This window comes from Nocardioides agri, assembly GCF_013778305.1.
Lineage (GTDB): Bacteria > Actinomycetota > Actinomycetes > Propionibacteriales > Nocardioidaceae > Nocardioides > Nocardioides agri.
This window is the reverse complement of record NZ_JACEIC010000002.1, coordinates 766,442-785,208: the sequence shown is the minus strand read 5'-3', so window position 1 is coordinate 785,208 and position 18,767 is coordinate 766,442. Positions and strand designations below refer to the sequence as shown.

Annotated in this window: 19 protein-coding genes; 9 read left to right on the top strand and 10 right to left on the bottom strand. The window is 73.6% G+C overall.

All coding sequences use genetic code 11. The annotated features are described in order from the left end of the window. Positions 1–38: 38 nt before the first annotated feature. Positions 39–815, bottom strand: a complete 777-nt coding sequence (locus tag HZF07_RS08340; protein WP_157340852.1) for an SDR family NAD(P)-dependent oxidoreductase — start codon at positions 813–815, stop codon at positions 39–41. A gap of 159 nt (positions 816–974) precedes the next feature. Between HZF07_RS08340 and HZF07_RS08335 the strand changes: the two genes are divergently transcribed. Then, positions 975–1,787 (top strand): alpha/beta hydrolase, encoded by an 813-nt coding sequence (locus HZF07_RS08335; RefSeq protein WP_157340851.1) that lies wholly within the window; start codon positions 975–977, stop codon positions 1,785–1,787. Between the two features lie 8 nt (positions 1,788–1,795). Here the strand turns inward: HZF07_RS08335 and HZF07_RS08330 are convergent, their stop codons facing one another. Continuing rightward, positions 1,796–2,380, bottom strand: coding sequence for a DUF3159 domain-containing protein (locus tag HZF07_RS08330; RefSeq protein WP_157340849.1), 585 nt, complete (start codon positions 2,378–2,380; stop codon positions 1,796–1,798). Between the two features lie 432 nt (positions 2,381–2,812). Here HZF07_RS08330 and HZF07_RS08325 point away from each other — a divergent pair, with 432 nt between their 5' ends. Beyond that, on the top strand, positions 2,813–3,916 hold the full coding sequence (locus HZF07_RS08325; RefSeq protein ID WP_157340847.1) for a glycosyltransferase family 4 protein: 1,104 nt from the start codon (positions 2,813–2,815) through the stop codon (positions 3,914–3,916). 4 nt (positions 3,917–3,920) lie between these two features. Next, positions 3,921–4,439, top strand: coding sequence for a DUF305 domain-containing protein (locus HZF07_RS08320; protein WP_157340845.1), 519 nt, complete (start codon positions 3,921–3,923; stop codon positions 4,437–4,439). A gap of 34 nt (positions 4,440–4,473) precedes the next feature. Here the strand turns inward: HZF07_RS08320 and HZF07_RS08315 are convergent, their stop codons facing one another. Continuing rightward, positions 4,474–4,815, bottom strand: coding sequence for a DUF2200 domain-containing protein (locus tag HZF07_RS08315; protein ID WP_181644946.1), 342 nt, complete (start codon positions 4,813–4,815; stop codon positions 4,474–4,476). Between the two features lie 90 nt (positions 4,816–4,905). Between HZF07_RS08315 and HZF07_RS08310 the strand changes: the two genes are divergently transcribed. Beyond that, a complete protein-coding gene (locus tag HZF07_RS08310) occupies positions 4,906–5,634 on the top strand; it encodes an alpha/beta hydrolase family protein (RefSeq protein WP_157340843.1) in 729 nt (242 codons plus the stop codon). On the opposite strand, the gene HZF07_RS08305 is transcribed toward HZF07_RS08310, so the two are convergent. Beyond that, on the bottom strand, positions 5,631–6,047 hold the full coding sequence (locus tag HZF07_RS08305) for a universal stress protein (protein WP_157340841.1): 417 nt from the start codon (positions 6,045–6,047) through the stop codon (positions 5,631–5,633). The two genes, HZF07_RS08310 and HZF07_RS08305, sit on opposite strands and share 4 nt — an antisense overlap. 56 nt (positions 6,048–6,103) lie before the next feature. Here HZF07_RS08305 and HZF07_RS08300 point away from each other — a divergent pair, with 56 nt between their 5' ends. Beyond that, on the top strand, positions 6,104–7,123 hold the full coding sequence (locus HZF07_RS08300; protein ID WP_157340839.1) for an LLM class flavin-dependent oxidoreductase: 1,020 nt from the start codon (positions 6,104–6,106) through the stop codon (positions 7,121–7,123). 16 nt (positions 7,124–7,139) lie between these two features. Further along, positions 7,140–7,703 (top strand): histidine phosphatase family protein, encoded by a 564-nt coding sequence (locus HZF07_RS08295; protein ID WP_181644945.1) that lies wholly within the window; start codon positions 7,140–7,142, stop codon positions 7,701–7,703. On the opposite strand, the gene HZF07_RS08290 is transcribed toward HZF07_RS08295, so the two are convergent. The 4 genes from HZF07_RS08290 to ppdK are packed head-to-tail and all read right to left on the bottom strand — an operon-like array spanning position 7,700 to position 13,290. Continuing rightward, positions 7,700–8,512 (bottom strand): universal stress protein, encoded by an 813-nt coding sequence (locus HZF07_RS08290; RefSeq protein WP_157340837.1) that lies wholly within the window; start codon positions 8,510–8,512, stop codon positions 7,700–7,702. The two genes, HZF07_RS08295 and HZF07_RS08290, sit on opposite strands and share 4 nt — an antisense overlap. A gap of 13 nt (positions 8,513–8,525) precedes the next feature. Further along, positions 8,526–9,542 (bottom strand): alcohol dehydrogenase AdhP, encoded by a 1,017-nt coding sequence (gene adhP, locus HZF07_RS08285; RefSeq protein ID WP_157340836.1) that lies wholly within the window; start codon positions 9,540–9,542, stop codon positions 8,526–8,528. 9 nt (positions 9,543–9,551) lie between these two features. Next, on the bottom strand, positions 9,552–10,583 hold the full coding sequence (locus HZF07_RS08280) for a PNPOx family protein (RefSeq protein ID WP_157340834.1): 1,032 nt from the start codon (positions 10,581–10,583) through the stop codon (positions 9,552–9,554). Between the two features lie 4 nt (positions 10,584–10,587). Next, complete coding sequence (ppdK, locus tag HZF07_RS08275) at positions 10,588–13,290, bottom strand: pyruvate, phosphate dikinase (protein ID WP_157340832.1); 2,703 nt, start codon at positions 13,288–13,290, stop codon at positions 10,588–10,590. A gap of 108 nt (positions 13,291–13,398) precedes the next feature. Between ppdK and HZF07_RS08270 the strand changes: the two genes are divergently transcribed. Next, entirely contained in the window at positions 13,399–14,286 is an 888-nt protein-coding gene (locus tag HZF07_RS08270) for a universal stress protein (protein WP_157340830.1), read from the top strand. A 13-nt stretch (positions 14,287–14,299) separates the two neighbouring features. Here the strand turns inward: HZF07_RS08270 and HZF07_RS08265 are convergent, their stop codons facing one another. Next, positions 14,300–14,890, bottom strand: a complete 591-nt coding sequence (locus HZF07_RS08265) for a CBS domain-containing protein (RefSeq protein WP_157340828.1) — start codon at positions 14,888–14,890, stop codon at positions 14,300–14,302. A gap of 30 nt (positions 14,891–14,920) precedes the next feature. Continuing rightward, the gene (locus HZF07_RS08260; protein ID WP_157340826.1) at positions 14,921–15,358 is read right to left on the bottom strand and encodes a pyridoxamine 5'-phosphate oxidase family protein; all 438 of its coding nucleotides are present in this window, start codon (positions 15,356–15,358) and stop codon (positions 14,921–14,923) included. A gap of 115 nt (positions 15,359–15,473) precedes the next feature. Between HZF07_RS08260 and HZF07_RS08255 the strand changes: the two genes are divergently transcribed. Together HZF07_RS08255 and HZF07_RS08250 are read left to right on the top strand one after the other, a co-directional pair. After that, positions 15,474–17,609: a thiamine pyrophosphate-dependent enzyme gene (locus HZF07_RS08255; protein ID WP_157340824.1), complete on the top strand. Its 2,136-nt coding sequence runs from the start codon at positions 15,474–15,476 to the stop codon at positions 17,607–17,609. Further along, on the top strand, positions 17,602–18,753 hold the full coding sequence (locus HZF07_RS08250; protein ID WP_309504663.1) for an NAD(P)/FAD-dependent oxidoreductase: 1,152 nt from the start codon (positions 17,602–17,604) through the stop codon (positions 18,751–18,753). The genes HZF07_RS08255 and HZF07_RS08250 overlap by 8 nt, the downstream gene beginning before the upstream one ends. Positions 18,754–18,767: the final 14 nt, after the last annotated feature.

Here is an 18,767-nt window from a genome sequence, read left to right as displayed (position 1 = left end):
CGGGCCTCGTCCAGGGAGGTCTCCGTTCGCCGGGCTGGTCAGAGCGTCGGGACGAGCCCGCCGTCGAGGGTGATCTCGGCCCCCGTGAGGTTGGGCCAGCGTCCGCTCGCGACGACGACGGCGAGGTCGGCGACCTCCTCGGGCCGCGTGAACCGGTTCGTCACCATCGCCGCAGCCGCCTGCTCCTGGACCGCGGCCGGGTCCTGCCCGGTGGCGGTGCCGACGACGTCCGCCACACCGCCCGACCCGAGCCAGAGGTCGGTCGCGACCGGGCCGGGGTTGATCGTGTTGGCCCGGACGCCGCGCGCGCCGTACTCCTTGGAGACGGACTTGGTGAGGTTCACCAACGCCGCCTTGGCGGCGGAGTAGTCGATGACGAGCGGGTCGGGCAGGTCGGCGTTGACGGAGCCGATCGTGACGATGCTGCCGCCGCCTCGCGCGACGAGGACGGGCAGCGCAGCCCGCAGGGCACGGACGTGCGCCAGGAGGTCCAGCTCGAGGGTCTGCTGCCACATCGCGTCGGTCACGCGCTCGAACCCGTCCGGACGGGGGTGCACGAAGCCGACGTTGTTGACGAGGACCGCCAGGTCGGGTCCGGCCGCAGCCACGAGGCGCGCCGGTCCGTCGGCCGTGGCGAGGTCCACCTCGACGACCTCCACTCCGTCCTCCGCGAGCGCGGCCAGCTCGTCGGTGGTCGACAGCGACCCGGCGACGACGCGTGCTCCCTCCCGGGCGAACGCCCGCACCGTCGCCAGCCCGATGCCTCGGCCGGCGCCCGTCACGACGACTGTCTGTCCGTCCAGCTGCAGATCCATGCCGAGGACGCTAGGAGCGACGACCTGTCCGCGTCTTGCGTCGGATGACTGAGTCGTCGACGGCGCGCGGGCGCCGACAAGGACAGTCACGTGACTGAAGCCCGCGGCACGTCGTCCGCGCCAGGATCGCTGTACCACCCCGAGACGGAGGAGCATCCCATGACCGACACCCGACGCCCTGTGGTCTTCATCCACGGCCTCTGGCTGCACGCGAACTCGTGGCAGCCCTGGGTCGACCTCTTCCACGAGGCCGGCTACGCCGCTGTCGCGCCGGGCTGGCCCGGGGACGGGGAGACGGTCGAAGACTCCCGGCAGAACCCCGACGCGATCGCCGACAAGGGGATCGACGACGTCGTCGCGCACTACCTGCGGATCTTCGAGGGGCTGGATCGCAAGCCGATCCTGGTCGGGCACTCCTTCGGCGGCATGATCTCCGAGAAGCTGCTCGGCATGGACGCCGCGGACGCGGCCATCGCGATCGACGCCGCCCAGATCAAGGGCGTGCTGCCCCTGCCCCTGTCGTCGCTGCGGGCCACCCTGCCGGTCTTCAAGAACCCGGCGAACAAGCACAAGGCCGTCTCGCTCACCCCGGAGCAGTTCCGCTACAGCTTCGGCAACGCCGTGAGCGCCGAGGAGTCCGACCAGCTGCACGAGGCCTGGACGATCCCGGCGCCCGGGAAGCCGCTGTTCGAGGCCGCCGCGGCGAACTTCTCCCTGCACTCACCCGCTGCGGTCAACACGCACAACGACGACCGCGGCCCGCTGCTGCTGATCATGGGCGGCAAGGACCACACCGTGCCCGAGGTGATCACGAAGTCGACGCTCAAGCAGTACCGCGACTCACTGGCGGTCACCGAGCTGCTCGAGTTCGAGGACCGTGGTCACTCGCTGGTCATCGACAGCGGCTGGAAGGACGTCGCCACGGCCTCACTGGAATGGCTGGAGAAGCAGGGTCTGCGCGGCGACTCCTGACCTCGGGCTCACCGGGCAACCGGGAGCAGCCCCTCCCGGCGCGCCACGGACACCGACCACGCGACCGTCGTGACGATCGCGAGCAGCGTCAGCGTGAGGATCGCACTGCCCTTGATCAGCACGAAGTCGACGGTCGAGAGAGACATCAGCAGGCCGAGCGTCAGCGAGCCCTTCGCGAGGATGACGATGCCCCAGAAGAGCGTGAGCCCGCGGAACAGGCTCCGGACCCCAGGTCGCGCAGCGAGGCTGGCGTCGACGGGGTAGAAGTCCGGAGCCAGGCGGGCCACGACCGGAACGGCGGACCACAGCGACCCGAGGAAGACCGTGGCGACGACGAGGTCGACCACGACCGGTTGCAGGAAGTAGATGAACGCGTTACCCGTGGCGAGCATGAACGCGGTCTTGACCGTCATGATCCCCAGGGCCAGCACGAGCAGCCCCGAGACGGGCCGCCTGGTCGCCTTCCGCCAGCACATGGTGCTCGTCATCCAGGCCAGCGCGACCACCACGGCGGCGGTGAGGCTGACGACCACGAGCGTCGTCGCGAACAGCACCGCCGGTGCGACCACGGCGACCGCGACGCTGACCGCCACTCGGGCGACGATGTCTCGGAGGTGGGGATGCGCTGGCTGGCAGGGGACCGGAAGAGCCATTTTGGTCGCCGACATGCCGTCCGCCTCTCGCGCGGCACGGGGTCCGGATGGAGTCCTCATCGCCGTTCAGTTGAGTCCACCGTACGCCGCCTGTCTACCTGCGGCGCTGCGGTTGCGGCGCTGGGCTACAGTCGAGAGCAAGACTGCCAGTGCTGGACCGTCGTGCCGTGGTCTACGGCACCACGCGATCCTGGTGCCAGCAGCAACGTGAGGCGGCATCGAGATGAGATCTCGACAGTGCACGACATCGCGCCATGAGCATCGGTCGCCGGGCACGCGCCTCGGCCGTGCGCGGTGATCTCCTTCGTCTGGTCTCCGGGCGAGCGACTCCCGGCCGGCACCGGCGGGTCTGAGAACTACACCGTCGGCCAGGTGCGGGAGCTGAACCGGCGCGGGATCGACGCGCGGATCATCACGATCGGCGTCGGCCTCGACGACGGCCGAGACGAGTTCGTCGACATCCCGTTCCTCGCGATCGCCCATCTCGCCGACGTCGGCGACCTGGATGACACGGTCGTCTTCGTCAGCGAGGCGCCGTACGTCGCGACCCGGCGCACGGCGTACCAGATCCTGCACGTCCCACCGCCGCTGCGCGTGAGCCGCCGGGACGCGGTGGTGCAAGCGACCCGGGACCGGATCCTGATCGCGACCAGCGCGTACGCCGCTCAGCTGTGGGCGTCGTTCCTCGACGTGGACGTGGCGACCGTCCACGTGGTCTACCCCTTCGCCGAGCCGGTCTTCGGCAGCCAGCCGCGGACGGTGCCGACGCCGGGGCGACGGCGGGTGCTCTACGCGGGGCGGTTGAGCCCGGAGAAGGGGATCTACACGTTCCTCTCGATGCTGCACACGGACCTGATCGACGACGACCCCTCCATGTTCTTCACGGTCACGACCGCCGGCGCGGACAAGCCGCAGGGTCACATCATCGAGTCGATGCTCCGCCAGCACCCGCGGGTCGACCTCGTCGCGGCGCGGAGCACTCCGGCATCGATGGCGGCACTCATGGCCGACCACGACGTCGTGGTGATGCCGTCGAACGGGCAGTACTGGCACGAGACGTTCGGCATCGTCTCCATCGAGGCCCAGCACGCGGGCGCCCGGGTGGTCGCCTCCGACGACGGTGGTCTGCCCGAGACCCAGTGCGGCGCCCTGCAGCTGGTCGAGGCGGACAACTCCGAGGCCCTGGCGCTCGGGATCATCGATGCTCTCTCGCGGGATCGCGTCTCTGCAGCGGAGCGGCACGCGGCCGCCCAGTGCTTCACGGTCGGCCAGTCCGTCGACGGGCTCCTCGGCGTCCTGCGCGCCGACCCGACCATGACGCCGTTCCGGGTGGTCCAGGAGCTGGAGAGGCTGGTCAGCCTCCCGTCGGCGGTGCCGCCGGCGAGACGACCCAGCGGGACGTCGGGTCTGGTCGCGTCCCCCACGCGTTCGAGGTCGGCCACTGCGCCGGCAGTCATCGACAGAGCAGGAGAGTGATGTGGTGATCGCACCCGCGGCAGAGCAGCGCGACTTCAACGACGCCGACCTTCGCTACGTCCGGCGGGCACTGTTCGCGGGGCGGGACGCGCGCGCGGCGAGCGACCTGGCGGCGACCTGGGCCAACGACGCCGACGTGCGGGCCGTCGCCCTCCGGGCGCGAGCCATGCAGGAGGACGTCATCGGCGAGCTCGCCTCGATGCTGAAGGGGTGGGGCGGGCGCGAGGGCCTCGACCACGCCGACCCGACGACGCCTTCGCACCTCGCTGCCGTCGCGGTCAGCGATCTGCCTCCCCTGAGCGGGACCGAGGTCGACCGACGCCTCATCGAGAGCCTGATCGCCCATGCCGAAGGTGCCATCGCCAGTGCCCGCACCGAGATGATCGAAGGCTTCGACCCGGCGAGTCGGCGCGTCGCGCAAGCCACGATCCGTGCCAACTGCCGCTATCTCGGCGCGCTCGGCCGCCTGGCGCCAGGACCCGTGCCCGGTGGGGGGACCCCGCCCCTGGTGCGGCTCGCGTAGCTGGACGGTCCTGCGGCCGCGGGTGCTCGAGCGGTCAGCCGCGGAGCACCTTCTCCATGGGCCGGCCCTTCGCGAGCTCGTCGACGAGCTTGTCGAGGTAGCGGATCTGCCGCATGAGCGGGTCCTCCACCTCCTGGACCTTGACCCCGCAGACGGAGCCGGTGATGAGGGCGGCGCTGGGGTTGAGGTGCGCCTGGCCGAAGAAGTCGGCGAAGGTGGTCTCGTCGGCGAGGTGCCTCTCGAGCTCGGCGTCGTCGAACCCGGTGAGCCAGCGGATGACCTCGTCGAGCTCGTCCTTCGTGCGCCCCTTCTTCTCCACCTTCGTCACGTAGTGGGGGTAGACGGAGGCGACGCTGGTGCCGAAGATCCGGTGCACGACCTCAGCCTACGTCCGTGCGCGCGAGCGGACCCTGTCGATCGTCACCGGCTATTGACGTTATACCGTGATGTCGGCATGCTCGTCGGCATGCCTGATGCTGCCGCGCCGCCCGTCCTCGTCGAGGAGGTGACGCCGCCCGGGCACGACCGGCCGGCGTACGTCGTGCGGCCGGGCGAGCCGGCCGCGGTCCGGGCCGCCGTCCTCTGGCTGCACTGGCTGGGCGACGAGCGCAGCGACCGCTCGCAGTACCTCGCCGAGGCGGTCGAGATGGCGACGCTCGGGTGCGTCTCCCTGTTGCCCGACGGGCACTTCCCCTGGCACGCAGACCCCGACGGCACGGCCGCGGACCACGCCGCGGTCGGTGACCAGCTGCAACGCGTGGCCGCCGCGTTGCGGACGCTGACCTCGGCCGCCGACGCCGATCCGGACCGCGTCGGCGTCGTCGGCCACGACTACGGAGCCATGTACACGCTCGCCGGCCAGGGCCTCGGCGCCCGGGCGGTCGTCGCGATCACGCCCGACGTGTGCTGGGAGCACTGGTTCCTCACCTACTGGCCGCACGGCGAGCCCGACGCCGGCTACGCCGCCGGCTTCGACGACGTCGACCCGCTCCGCGGCGCGGCCGCCTGCCAGGACCGCCTGCTGCTCCAGTGGGCGCAGCACGACGAGTACGTCAGGCCCGAGGTCCCGCATGCGTACGCCGCGGCCGCACCGCGGGCCCGGGCGGTGAGCTACCGCCGACGTGACCACCGCCTGGGCAGCGGGGCAGCCGTCCTGGAGCGGCGGCAGTTCCTGGTCGAGCGGCTCGAGCTCTAGCCGGGCCGCTTCACCGCGACGACGGGACAGGCGGCGTCGAGGATCACCTGCTGGGAGCTGCTGCCCAGGAAGAGCTTGCCGACCGGCGAGCGCCGGCGCAGCCCGATCACGATGAGGTCGGCGTCGGTGTCATCGGCTGCGGCGAGGATCTCCTCGGCGGGGCTGAGCGCCTGCGGCGTCTGCCGGATCTCGTGCTCGAGCCCGGCCTCGGCGAACCGCGAGGCGAGGGCGTCGAGGTCCTCCGCCGAGGCGAACTTCGGATCGGAGTCGCGGCCGTGGGCGCCGGAGTTGACCAGCACGATGCGCGCCTTGCCGCTCGCCTGTGCATGGGAGAGGGCGTAGTCGACGGCCGCGAGGCCTTCTGGAGTCGGCACGTAGCCGACGACGATGGTGTGCGTACCCGCATCGGACATGGGGACAGCGTGCCACGTCGGGAAGATTGAGGCTTCAACTTGTTGTTGGGAGAGACATGAAGAAGATCGGGTTCCTGTCCTTCGGCCACTGGACGCCGTCGCCGCAGTCCCAAACGCGCACGGCGGCCGACGCCCTCCTGCAGTCGATCGACCTGGCGGTGGCCGCCGAGGAGCTGGGTGCCGACGGCGCCTACTTCCGGGTGCACCACTTCGCTCGCCAGCTCGCCTCGCCGTTCCCGCTGCTGGCCGCCGTCGGCGCGCGCACCGAGCGGATCGAGATCGGCACGGGCGTCATCGACATGCGCTACGAGAACCCGCTCTACATGGCCGAGGACGCCGGCTCCGCCGACCTGATCTCCGGGGGTCGACTCCAGCTCGGCATCAGCCGGGGGTCACCGGAGCAGGTGATCGACGGGTTCCGCTACTTCGGGTACGAGCCGGGCGAGGGCTCCGACCACGCCGAGATGGCGCGCGACCACACCCGCGTCTTCCTCGACGTCATCGAGGGCACGGGGTTCGCCCAGCCGAACCCGCGCCCGATGTTCCCCAACCCGCCGGGCCTGCTGCGCATCGAGCCGTACGCCGAGGGCCTGCGCGACCGGATCTGGTGGGGTGCGGGCACCCGGGCGACCGCCGAGTGGACCGCCGAGCAGGGCATGAACCTGATGAGCTCGACGCTCCTCACCGAGGACACCGGCGTCCCCTTCCACCAGCTCCAGGCCGAGCAGATCCAACGGTTCCGCGATGCCTGGAAGGCCGCCGGCCACCAGCGCGAGCCTCGGGTCTCGGTCAGCCGCAGCATCTTCCCGGTCGTCAGCGACCTCGACCGCGCCTACTTCGGCCACGAGTCGCGCAGCCAGGACCAGGTCGGCCACATCGACGGCGGCATCGCGCGGTTCGGCAAGTCCTACGCCGGGGAGCCCGACCAGCTGGTGAAGGACCTCGCCGAGGACGAGGCGATCGCGGCCGCGGACACGCTGCTGCTGACCGTGCCCAACCAGCTCGGCGTCGACTACAACGCGCACGTGCTGGAGGCCGTGCTCGAGCACCTGGCCCCTGCCCTCGGCTGGCGCTGACCGGTCTAATGGGGGCGTGACCGACGACGAGCTCTGGCTGGTCCGGCACGGCGCCACCGAGTGGAGCGTCGCCGGCCGGCACACCTCGACCACCGACCTGCCCCTGCTGCCGGAGGGGGAGGAGGTGGCGCGCGGTCTCGCCGACCGGCTGGCGGACGTCGAGTTCGCCCAGGTGCTCACGAGCCCGCGGACCCGCGCCCGGCGTACGGCGGAGCTCGCGGGCTTCGCCGGCGCCGACGTGGACGACGACCTCGTCGAGTGGGCCTACGGCGACTACGAGGGCGTCACGACGGCGCAGATCCGGGAGCACGACCCGGGGTGGACGATCTGGTCCCACCCGACGCCGGGCGGCGAGACGGCCGCCGCGGTGCAGGCCCGCCTCGACCGGGTGGTCGAGCGGGTGCGCGCCGCGGACGGCCGCACGCTGGTGTTCGGGCACGGCCACGCGCTGCGTGGGCTCGCGGCCCGCTGGCTGGGGCTTCCGGTGACCGACGGCCGGCACTTCCGCCTCGACACCGCCACCGTGTCGGTGCTCGGCTTCGAGCGCGAGGAGCCCGTGCTGCAGCGCTGGAACTCCTAGCGCGAGGCCAGCACCGCCACTGGCTGCGGCGGCGGGAGGACCAGGAGCGGCGCCGCGCTGTCGTGGAGCAGCGATCGGGCCGCCCGGCCCATCCGGCACCCGACGCCGGCGCGGGGCTCGTTGCGCCCGAGCACCAACAGCTGCGACTCGCGGGCGATCGCGAGCAGGGTCTCGGTCGCCTCGCCGTGGTCCACCTCGACGGTCACCGGGACGGTGGCGCCGCACGTGGCGACGGCTTCGTCGAGGTCGTCGTGTGCCTCACTCTCGAGGATCGGGTCTGCCTGGCCCCGGATGCTCCGGACGTGCACCACCCGCAGCGGCACCCCGCGCCCGGACGCCTCCTCGGCGGCGGCGCGCACCAGCGGACCGGCGGTGGACAGGTGCTCCACGCCCACCGCGACCGGCCGCCGGTCCGGCTCGGCCGCGGCCCAGTGCTGCGGCACGCACACCACCGGAGTGTGGATCGCGGCCGCGACGTCGGAGGTCAGGGTGCGGAGCAGGTGCAGGACGTCCCGGTGGCGCAGCACCACGGTGCGCGCCTCGGGGAAGGCCACCAGCACGGACTCGACCGGCACCCCGGCCACGTGTCGGCCGGTCACCGGGACGTCCGGTCCGGCCAGCTCGCCGGCCCGGGCGACCGCCCGGTCCAGCACGGCCACGTCCACCGACCTGCCGGCGTCGTGGGAGTGCGCCACCCACAGACCGCAGCCGTTGCGCCGTGCCTCCTGCACGGCGTACCTCAACGCGTCGTCGACGTCGTGGTCGTGGATCCCGACGACGACCGGACGCTCGTCGTACCTGGTGGACATGGCCGTGCCTCCCTCAGAACTCGAAGACGATCCGCGCGGGTGCGCGGCCGCCGAGCACGTCGTCGATCGCGCCGTTGACCTCGTCGAGCTTGCGGGTCTCGGCGACGACGCGGGTGCGGCCGCGGGCGTGCAGCTCGAAGACCTCGGCGAGGTCCTGGCGGGTCCCGACGATCGAGCCGATCACCGAGATGCCCTTGAGCACGGTCGGGAAGATCGGCAGGCTCATCGGGCCGTCGGTCTCGGGCGGGAGGCCGACGCAGACGAGCCGGCCGCCGCGCCGCAGCGCAGCGAAGGCCTGCTCGAAGACCGACGGGATGACGGCCAGGACGACCGCGACGTCGGCGCCGCCGAGCGCCTCGATCGCGGCGACCGGGTCGGTCGTGCGCGCGTTGACGACGTGGTCGGCGCCGAGCTCGGCGGCGAGCTCGAGCTTGTCGTCCTCGACGTCGACGGCGATGACGACGCCGCCGACGAGGCGGGCGTACTGCACGGCCAGGTGGCCGAGGCCGCCGATGCCGAAGACCGCGACGCGCTCGCTGGGACGGATGTGCGCGACCTTGATCGCCTTGTACGTCGTGACGCCCGCGCAGGTCAGCGGCGCCGCGTCCCGGGGGCTGACGCCCTCGGGCACCGGCACCACGTAGGTCGCGTCCGCGACGGCGTACTCGGCGAAGCCGCCGTCGATCGAGTAGCCGGTGTTCTGCTGCTCCTCGCACAGCGTCTCCCAGCCGGCGACGCAGTGGTCGCAGTGGCCGCACGCGTGGCCGAGCCAGGGGAGCGCGACGCGGTCACCGACCGCGCGCTGGGTGACGCCCTCGCCGAGCGCCTCGACGATGCCGACGCCCTCGTGGCCGGGCACGAACGGCGGCGTGGGCTTGACCGGCCAGTCGCCGTGCGCGGCGTGGATGTCGGTGTGGCACAGGCCGCTGGCCTCGATGCGGACCAGTACCTGTCCCGGCCCCGGCGTCGGGACCGCGCGGTCCTGGATCTCCAGGGGTTCGGTGAAGCTGGTGACGACTGCTGCCTTCATGACTCCTCCTCAGGATGTGGCGCGCGTCGAGGCGGCGGCGCCGATCCGGACCAGCACGACCGGCTGGTCCGGAGGAACGGGGGTGTGTGGCCACCGTTCGCTGTAGGCCGCCACGGCAGGGCGGTACGCCGGGTCGTCCGGCGCCAGCAGCCGTGCGGTGGCGGGGGCCCAGACGCCTTCGCGGAGCAGGGCGACCGGGGTGGGCTCGGGGGTGACGTTGCGCCACCAGGTCTTGGCCGCCGCGTGGGCGGGGACGACGGCGAGGCCGCCGGGCGCGACTGCGTACTGCACCGGGAAGCGGTAGCGCCGCCCGGTGTGCCGACCGACGACCTCGAGTCCGACCAGCGAGGCGTGCAGGCCGCGGAAGCGGTGGGTGCGCAGCGCGGCCAGGACGATCCGGCCCGACGTGGGCGGGCCGTCCAGTGCGGGCAGGAACCAGCCGGTGACCAGGCCGAGGCCGGTGCCGGCGACGGCGCCGGTCACGACGCCGAGCAGCACGACGGACCACGTGGACCACGCGGCACCGGGCGTGGTCGCCCCGGCGAAGATCAGCGTCATCGCGAGCGGCCAGGCGGCGGCGTTGGCGCCGACCCAGCGCCCCGGGTGCCGGACCGCACCGCGCAGGGCGAGGGCCTGGACCGCGCCGAGGACGGCGCCCATGACGAGCCCGAGGGCCGCCGCGCCCAGGAGCACCAGCGCCAGCGGCGGGGTGTCGGCGGCACCGCCGCTCAGGACACCCGGCGCGGAGGCCGCGGCCCAGCCGAGACCGGCGACGAGCACCGTGGCCGCGGCGTACCGGAGCCGCCGCAGGCGCGGGAAGGCTCGGCCGAGGACGGTGGCCTGAAGGCCTCCCAGTGCCGTGCCCTCGACCAGACCGCCGCCGATCACGAGCGCGAGCGCGATCCCGTCCGGACGGCCCTCGCCGAGCCGGGCAGCCGCCGCCGCGGCGCCGAGACCGACCGCCTCCGCGCCCGCGCAGGCGGCCACCCAAGCCGCGCGCGGTGTCCCGGTCCGGGATGCCCGGACGCTGGTCTCGGTCATGTCTTCAGTCCACACCTGCGAGGACGGGATGGTCAGAGGCGAAGGTCCTCGCGAGCTCGTCGGCACGGCGTTGCGAGCCCAGCGCCGAGCGGCCGGCCTCCCAGCGGGCCACCGGGACCCGGTAGGGCGAGCACGAGACGTAGTCGAGGCCGACGTCGTCGAAGAAGTGGATCGACTGCGGGTCGCCGCCGTGCTCGCCGCAGACTCCCATGTGCAGGCCTGGCCGGGCCTGCCGGCCGAGGCGGACACCGGTGCGGACGAGCTCGCCCACGCCATCGACGTCGATCGACTCGAACGGCGAGGTCGCGACGACGCCCTGGTCGAGGTAGTCCTGGACGAACTCCGACTCGACGTCGTCGCGCGAGAAGCCCCACGTGGTCTGGGTGAGGTCGTTGGTGCCGAAGGAGAAGAAGTCCGCGGCGAGGGCGATGCGGTCGGCGGTCACCGCCGCGCGCGGCAGCTCGATCATGGTGCCGATCGGGATGCTCAGCCGGACGCCGCGCTCGCGCTCGACGTCACCGATGACCTGCTCGAGCTGCTCCCGGACGAGCAGCAGCTCGCGCTCGGTCGCCACCAGCGGCACCATCAGCTCGGGTCGCGGGTCGCCGCCGGCGGCGACCCGGTCGGCCGTCGCCTCGGCGAGCGCGCGGGCCTGCATCGCGAACAGGCCCGGCACCACGATGCCGAGGCGGACGCCGCGCAGGCCGAGCATCGGGTTGGTCTCGTGCAGCCGGCGTACGGCGGCGAGCAGGAGGTGGCCGCGCTCGTCCGCCACGTGCCGCTCGTCCTCCAGCGCGACCTGCACCGACAGGTCGGTCAGGTCGGGGAGGAACTCGTGCAGCGGCGGGTCGATGAGCCGCACCGTCACCGGCAGCCCGTCCATCGCGGCCAGGATCTCGGTGAAGTCCTGACGCTGCAGCGGCAGCAGCCGGGCGAGCGCAGCGTCGCGGTCGGACGCCTCGGACGCCACGATCAGCGCCTCGACGAGGGCACGCCGCTCCCCGAGGAACATGTGCTCGGTGCGGCACAGCCCGATCCCCTGGGCGCCGAGCGCCCGGGCCAGGCGCGCGTCGTCGGGGGTGTCGGCGTTCGCCCGCACCGCCAGCCGGCGCCGGGTGTCGGCGTGCCCGAGGAGGCGGGCCGCGGCGCGCGCGGTCGGGTCGTCGACCGGCCCGCCGGCCAGGCCGCGGGCGACGAGCGACTCGCCGACGGCGACGGAGCCGAGGAACACCTCGCCTGTCCCGCCGTCCACGGAGATGACGTCGCCCTCCTGGACGACCGGTCCGCCGCGGACCCGGAAGCAGCGCGCGTCGACGTCGATCTCGATCGCATCCGCGCCGCAGACGCAGGTGCGGCCCATGCCGCGCGCGACGACGGCGGCGTGCGACGTCTTGCCGCCGCGGCTCGTCAGGATGCCGCGGGCGGCGACCATGCCCGGGAGGTCGTCGGGGGTGGTCTCCTTGCGGACCAGGACGACGTCCTCGCCGCGGGCGGCCCACTCGACCGCGGTCGCGGAGTCCAGGACGGCCCGGCCCACGGCAGCACCCGGCGACGCGCTCATCCCGCGCGCGGCGGCGACCCGATCGGGGTCGGGCAGGAACCGCGGGAACATCAGCGCCGCGAGCTGCTGGCCACCGACCCGGCCGAGCGCCTCGTCGAGGTCGATCAGCCCCTCGTCGACGAGGTCGGCCGCGACCCGTACGGCGGCCTCCGGCGTGCGCTTCCCGATCCGGGTCTGGAGCAGCCAGAGCCGACCGTCCTCGATCGTGAACTCGATGTCGCACAGGTCGCGGTAGTGCCGCTCCAGCCGGGCCATCGCCGCCAGGAGCTGCGCGTGGCAGGCCGGGTGGAGTGCGGCGAGGTCGGTGAGGGCCAGGGTGTTCCGGATGCCGGCGACGACGTCCTCGCCCTGGGCGTCGGGCAGGTAGTCGCCGTACGCGCCGGGCGCGCCGGTGGCCGGGTCCCGCGTGAAGCAGACGCCGGAGCCCGAGGCCGTGCCGCGGTTGCCGAAGACCATCGCCTGCACGTTGACGGCGGTGCCGAGGTCGTCGGGGATCTGCTCGTGGCGGCGGTAGAGCGTCGCCCGCGGGGTGTGCCACGAGGCGAAGACCGCCCGGATCGCCTGGCGCAGCTGCTCGCGCGGGTCCTGCGGGAAGTCCGCGCCCGTGTGGGTGCGGATGGTCTCCTTGAAGTCCGCGATCACGTCGCGCAGCTCGTCGACGTCGAGCAGGTCGCCGGCGTCCATCCGGTCGGAGAACGCCGCGCCGTCGATGCCGAGGACGGTGGTGCCGAACATCTGCAGGAGCCGGCGGTAGGAGTCGGCGGCGAAGCGCGCGTCGCCGCTCTGCCGCGCCAGTCCGACGACCGAGGCGTCGTTGAGCCCCACGTCGAGGACGGTCTCCATCATCCCGGGCATCGAGAACTTCGCACCGGACCGGACCGAGACCAGCAGCGGGTCGTCCGGATCGCCGAGGCGACGGCCCATCCGGTCCTCGAGCCCGCGCAGGTGGCGATCGACCTCGCCGTCGAGGCCGTCGGGCTCGTGCCCGGCGACGAGGAAGGCGCGGCAGGCCTCGGTGGTGATCGTGAACCCCGGCGGCACCGGCAGGCCGAGGTTGGTCATCTCGGCCAGGTTCGCGCCCTTGCCTCCCAGCAGGTCCTTCTGGTCCTTGTTGCCCTGGCTGAAGTCGCGGACGTAGGTGGTCATGACTTCACCGTGGACCCGTCGCCTGCTGGCGTCTCGGGACGGGCGGCCCCTGGACGGGGGTCCTTGGTCCCTACGAACCGCGGTGCCGCGCGGCCCAGCGTGGAAGGCATGAACGAGATGCCGCCCCCTGTCGTCGCTGCGCTCGGACACCGCGGTTGGTCCGCTGTCGTCGACCAGGCTGCTGACGAGGCGCTGCGCCGCGGGTCGGTGCTGCACCTCGTCCACGCCGCCCCGGCCGACGACGAGGCCGGATCCCGCCTCCTGCGCAGCGCCGCGGGCTACGCCGCCGCCCGGCTCGGCGACCGGGTCCCGGTCACTGCGACCGTCGCCCCCATGGCGGCCGTCCCGGCGCTGGCCGCGATCGGCCACGAGGCCGCCGTCGTGGTGGTCGGCCGGCCGCGACCCGGCAGCCACGCCCACCCCTACGCGCGGTCCGCCTCGGTCGGCGCTGCCTGCCGGGTCGGGGCGCCGGTGCTCTCGGTGCCCGAGGACTGGGCGGCCGAGGACCGGGCGGCCACCGTCGTGGTCGGCGTCGACGAGCCCGGCCGGTCGGCCGGCCTCCTCGCCACCGCGGTCGGGGCGGCACGCGACCGCGCCGCCCAGCTGGTCGTGATCTCGACCAGCTGGCGACCCCCAGGCGCCGGCTCGGCGCCGCTCACCCACGTCACCGACCCCGGCACCGCCGAACGGTCGGCGTCGGTGATGTGGGCGGCGCTGAGCCGGTACGACGTACAGCCCGACGACCCGCGGGTCTCCGTCGTGGTCGGCGACGAGCGTCCCGGGGAGGCGCTGCTGGCGGCAGCGCGGGACGCGACGCTTCTCGTGCTCGGTCGGCACACCGCACTCGTGCCCACCGGCTCCCACCTGGGGCCGGTGGCGCGCGCGGTCCTCCGCGAGGCGACCTGCCCGGTGCTGCTCGCCGCGCCCGAGCCGCACCACTGGGTCGAGCCGACCGTCAGCCGTGGGCACCTCGTGACCGAGGTGCCCACGGGCTGACGGCTCGTCCGGCCTACTCGACGTGGACCTGGACCACCCCGGGCACGGTGCGCGCCACCATGTGGGCGAGCGACACCTCACCGAGGTTCGCCGGTCCGGTCACGTCGACGACGCCGTCCTCGACCTCGATGAGCCAGTCGGGATGGCCCAGCCGCGACAGCACGTCGTCCACGTCGGCCGCGATCACGTCGTCGGCACGGGCCAGCATGCGGACGACGTCGCTGCGGCTCAGCACGCCGACCAGCGTGCCGTCCTCGTCGAGCACGGGCAGGCTCTTCGCCCCGGTGACCGTCATCAGGTCCACCGCCGACGCCACGTCGTCGTCGACGCGCACGGCCGCCGCGGGACGGGTGTAGACGTCCTCGACCAGGCGGGCGGGGTAGAGGCTCTCGACGACGACCGCTCCCTCGGGTGCGCGCGGGTCGCGCGCGACCGACTCGCGGATCAGGTCGGCCTCGCTGATGATGCCGAGGAGCCGACGGCGCGCGTCGACGACCGGCAGCGCGGTGATGCCGTGCTCGGCCAACCGCTGCAGCGCCACCTTCACCCGGGTCCCCGGTGTCACCGTCATCGGCCTCGGGGTCATGATCTCCTGCACGAGCATCTAGGGCTCCTCTCGGTCGCCGGCCCCGCGTCAGGGCCGGTCGTCGGGGGCCGCGGACAGCCGGCGGCCGGTGACCTCGTCGGGGTCCACACGGACGAACAGGGCGTGCTCGCCGCCCGGCCAGATCCGCATGTCGACGAGCATGTCGGGGACGTCGAGGAACTCGACGAGCTGGGCGGTGCCGCTCACCACGACGCTCCAGCCGGAGTGCTCGCGGGCGTCGACGTGGTCGACCTCGACGACGATCCGGGTGCCGCCTGCCTCGCGGGCCACGGCGGACGAGGGGTCGGTGCGGAACCACACGGCGCCGTCCGCGACGACGTAGTTGACGGGGACGATCGCGACGCCGGCAGCGCTCTGCCAGCCGACCCGCGCGATCTCCGCCTGACCCAGCAGGCTCCAGCAGTCGTAGGCCACCAGGGTGGCCAGCCGGGGCTCCTGCTCCTGGGACAGCTGCTCGACGTTCATGGGGACCCTCCTCTGCTCTCCCCTCCACGCTCGTCCCGCGCCGGTGCGGCGGACAGTCCGTTCGGTCCCGGGGCGCCGGGACCTTCGTCCCGCTGACGCATGCCAGAGTGGGGCCATGACGGGGGCGATCAGGGAGCCGATCGACGAGCACTTCCTCACCCAGGTCCGCCAGCTGCGTCCGGGCACCCGTGCGGCGGCCGACGGCGACCGGGTGCTCGCGCTCTTCGACGCCCAGGCCCAGTCCCGGCACCTCGACCTCGCCGCCCGGTGGCTGCAGGCGCAGGGGGAGGGGTTCTACACGATCGGCTCGGCCGGCCACGAGGCCAACGCGGCCGTCGGCCTGCTGACCCGCGTCGACGACCCGGCGCTGCTGCACTACCGCTCGGGAGGGTTCTACGCCGCCCGCGCGGCCCGGGTGGGGACGACGACGCCGGTGCGCGACGTGCTGCTCGGCCTGAGCGCCGCCGCCGCCGACCCGATCTCCGGCGGCCGGCACAAGGTGTTCGGCCACCCCGACCTCCACATCGTCCCGCAGACCTCGACGATCGCGTCGCACCTGCCGCGGGCGGTCGGCCTGGCCTACACGCTGGGCAACCTCGCCGACGTGGTGCCCGCCCCGCGCTGGCCCGACGACGCGATCGTCGTCGCGTCGCTGGGTGACGCGTCGGTCAACCACTCCACGGCGCAGGGTGCGCTCAACGCCGCGGCGTACCTGACCCATCGCGGGCTCGACGTGCCGCTGCTCGTCGTCGTCGAGGACAACGGCATCGGCATCAGCACCCGCACGCCGGCCGGGTGGGTCGCGGCGACGCTGCGGCGGCTGCCGGGCTTCGAGTACGTCGTGGCCGGGTCCCCGCGACCCGACGCGCTGCTCGCCGATGTCGGCGCGGCGGTCGACCTGGTCCGCGAGCAGCGCCGGCCGGCGCTGCTGCACCTGCACACCGTGCGTTACCTGGGGCACGCCGGCTCCGACGTCGAGCTCGGCTACCGCACCGCCACGGAGATCGCCCGGGACCACGCGCGCGACCCGCTGCTCGCGACCGCGGCACACCTGGTGGAGACCGGGGTCGCCACGCCCGAGGACGTGCTCGACCGCTACGAGCGGATCCGCGCCATGGTCATGCACGAGGCGAAGTCGGTGATCGGCGAGCGGCGGCTCGAGAACCGCGGGGAGGTGGTCCGCCCGCTCGCCCAGCCCAGCCCCGTGGCGGTCGCGCCCCGACGGGCCGCCGACCCCGTGCCGAGCGACGGGCTGACGCTGGCGCAGGCGGTCAACGCCGCGCTATCCGAGGTGCTGGAGTCACGGCCGCACGCGGTGCTCTTCGGCGAGGACGTCGCCGTCAAGGGCGGCGTCTACGGCGTGACGCGTGGGCTGCGGAAGCGGTACGGCGGGCGCCGGGTCTTCGACACCCTGCTCGACGAGCAGACGATCCTCGGCACCGCGCTGGGCGCCTCGCTGGCCGGGCTGCTGCCGATCCCGGAGATCCAGTACCTCGCCTACCTGCACAACGCCGAGGACCAGCTGCGCGGCGAGGCGGCGTCGCTGGCGTTCTTCTCCGACGGGCAGTACCGCAACCCGATGGTCGTGCGGGTCCAGGGCCTGGGCTACCAGAAGGGCTTCGGCGGCCACTTCCACAACGACAACTCGCTGGCGGTGCTGCGGGACATCCCGGGGATCGTGCTCTGCGTGCCCAGCCACCCGGCCGACGTACGACCGTTGCTGATGGAGTGCGTCGAGCTCGCCGAGCTCGAGGGCCGGGTGTGCGTCGTGGTGGAGCCGATCGCGCTCTACCACTCGCGGGACCTGCACGAGCCCGGAGACGGCCTCTGGACCGCGGACTACCTCTCCGGTGGCCCGCCGCGCGGCCCGCGTGCCCACGGCGACGGCGAGGGCCTGCTGGTGGTGACGTTCGGCAACGGCGTGCCGATGTCGCTGCGCGCCGCGCGGCGCCTCGAGGAGGAGGGGATCCGGTCGACCGTGCTCGACCTGCGCTGGCTGGCGCCGCTGCCCGTGGACGAGCTCGCGGCGTACGCCTCGTCCTTCGAGCGGGTGCTCGTCGTCGACGAGACCCGGCGATCGGGCGGCGTCGGCGAGGGCGTCGTCGCCGCGCTGGTCGAGCGCGGGTACGCCGGCCGCATCGGCCGGGTCGCGGCCGCCGACTCGTTCGTGCCGCTGGGCCCGGCCGCTGGGCTGGTGCTGGTCTCGGAGGACGAGGTGGTGGCCGCAGCGCTGGGGCTGGCCCGTGGCTGAGCTGCCCGACCGCGCGTCCGTCGTCGTCATCGGGGGCGGCGTGATCGGCCTGAGCACGGCCTACCACCTGGCGCGGGCGGGCGTCCCGGACGTGCTGCTGCTGGAGCGCGACGACCTCGGCTCGGGCTCGACGTGCAAGGCGGCCGGTGGCGTGCGCGCGATGTTCTCCGACCCGGTCAACGTCGAGCTCGGGCTGCGCAGCCTGCGCGCCTTCGAGACCTTCGGCGAGGAGCCGGGCCAGGAGATCGACCTGCACCGCTCGGGCTACCTCTTCCTCCTCGACGACCCCGGCGACGTCGCGGACTTCGAGGCGGCCGTGGCGCTGCAGAACTCCCTCGGCGTGCCCAGCCGGATGGTCTCGCCCGGCGAGGCGCAGGCGCTGTCGCCGCTGATCTCGACCGACGGGCTGCTCGCCGCCGCCTGGTCGCCGGGCGACGGGCACTGCACTCCCGAAGCCGTCGTCCTGGGCTACGCGGCGGGCGCCCGGCGGGCCGGCGCGCGCGTGGTCAACCGGTGCGCGGTGACGGGGATCGAGGTCGACGGTGGGGAGGTCCGCGCGGTCCTGACCGACCACGGGCGGGTGCTCACGGACACCGTGTTGTGCGCGGCCGGCGCGTGGTCGGCGGCCGTGGGGGAGATGGCCGGCGTCGACCTGCCCGTCGTACCGCTGCGTCGGCAGATCCTGACGACCGAGCCGACGCCCGGGCTCGACCCGGCGACGCCGTTCACGATCGACTTCACGACCAGCCTCTACTTCCACAGGGAGGGGCCGGGCCTGCTGGTCGGCATGTCCGACCCCGACGAGCAGCCGGGCTTCTCGCTCGCCCGCACCGACGCCTGGCTGCCCCGGCTCGGCGCCGCGATCGAGCGCCGGGTGCCGGCCCTCGCCGACGTCGGCATCGCCTCCGGATGGGCGGGCCTCTACGAGATGACCCCCGACCACAACGCGCTGGTGGGCGAGGCCGCGGGCGTCTCGCGCTTCCTCTACGCCACCGGCTTCTCGGGCCACGGGTTCCTCATGGGACCCGCGATCGGCGAGGTCGTGCGCGACCTGGTCCTCGGCCGCCCGCCCGTCGTCGACGTCTCCGGCCTCTCCGTCGACCGCTTCGCGGCCGGCGTCCGCCCCGAGCGCAACATCGTCTGACCGCTCCGCTGCGA

What these genes read in the sequence shown, in the direction of transcription:
- HZF07_RS08335 (WP_157340851.1), top strand. Translation starts at nt 975, where the DNA reads ATGACCGACACCCGACGCCCTGTGGTCTTCATCCACGGCCTCTGGCTG.
- HZF07_RS08310 (WP_157340843.1), top strand. Translation starts at nt 4,906, where the DNA reads ATGCCTGATGCTGCCGCGCCGCCCGTCCTCGTCGAGGAGGTGACGCCG.
- adhP (WP_157340836.1), bottom strand. Translation starts at nt 9,542, where the DNA reads ATGAAGGCAGCAGTCGTCACCAGCTTCACCGAACCCCTGGAGATCCAG.
- HZF07_RS08340 (WP_157340852.1), bottom strand. Translation starts at nt 815, where the DNA reads ATGGATCTGCAGCTGGACGGACAGACAGTCGTCGTGACGGGCGCCGGC.
- HZF07_RS08265 (WP_157340828.1), bottom strand. Translation starts at nt 14,890, where the DNA reads ATGCTCGTGCAGGAGATCATGACCCCGAGGCCGATGACGGTGACACCG.
- HZF07_RS08260 (WP_157340826.1), bottom strand. Translation starts at nt 15,358, where the DNA reads ATGAACGTCGAGCAGCTGTCCCAGGAGCAGGAGCCCCGGCTGGCCACC.
- HZF07_RS08280 (WP_157340834.1), bottom strand. Translation starts at nt 10,583, where the DNA reads ATGACCGAGACCAGCGTCCGGGCATCCCGGACCGGGACACCGCGCGCG.
- ppdK (WP_157340832.1), bottom strand. Translation starts at nt 13,290, where the DNA reads ATGACCACCTACGTCCGCGACTTCAGCCAGGGCAACAAGGACCAGAAG.
- HZF07_RS08290 (WP_157340837.1), bottom strand. Translation starts at nt 8,512, where the DNA reads ATGTCCACCAGGTACGACGAGCGTCCGGTCGTCGTCGGGATCCACGAC.
- HZF07_RS08270 (WP_157340830.1), top strand. Translation starts at nt 13,399, where the DNA reads ATGAACGAGATGCCGCCCCCTGTCGTCGCTGCGCTCGGACACCGCGGT.
- HZF07_RS08305 (WP_157340841.1), bottom strand. Translation starts at nt 6,047, where the DNA reads ATGTCCGATGCGGGTACGCACACCATCGTCGTCGGCTACGTGCCGACT.
- HZF07_RS08300 (WP_157340839.1), top strand. Translation starts at nt 6,104, where the DNA reads ATGAAGAAGATCGGGTTCCTGTCCTTCGGCCACTGGACGCCGTCGCCG.
- HZF07_RS08255 (WP_157340824.1), top strand. Translation starts at nt 15,474, where the DNA reads ATGACGGGGGCGATCAGGGAGCCGATCGACGAGCACTTCCTCACCCAG.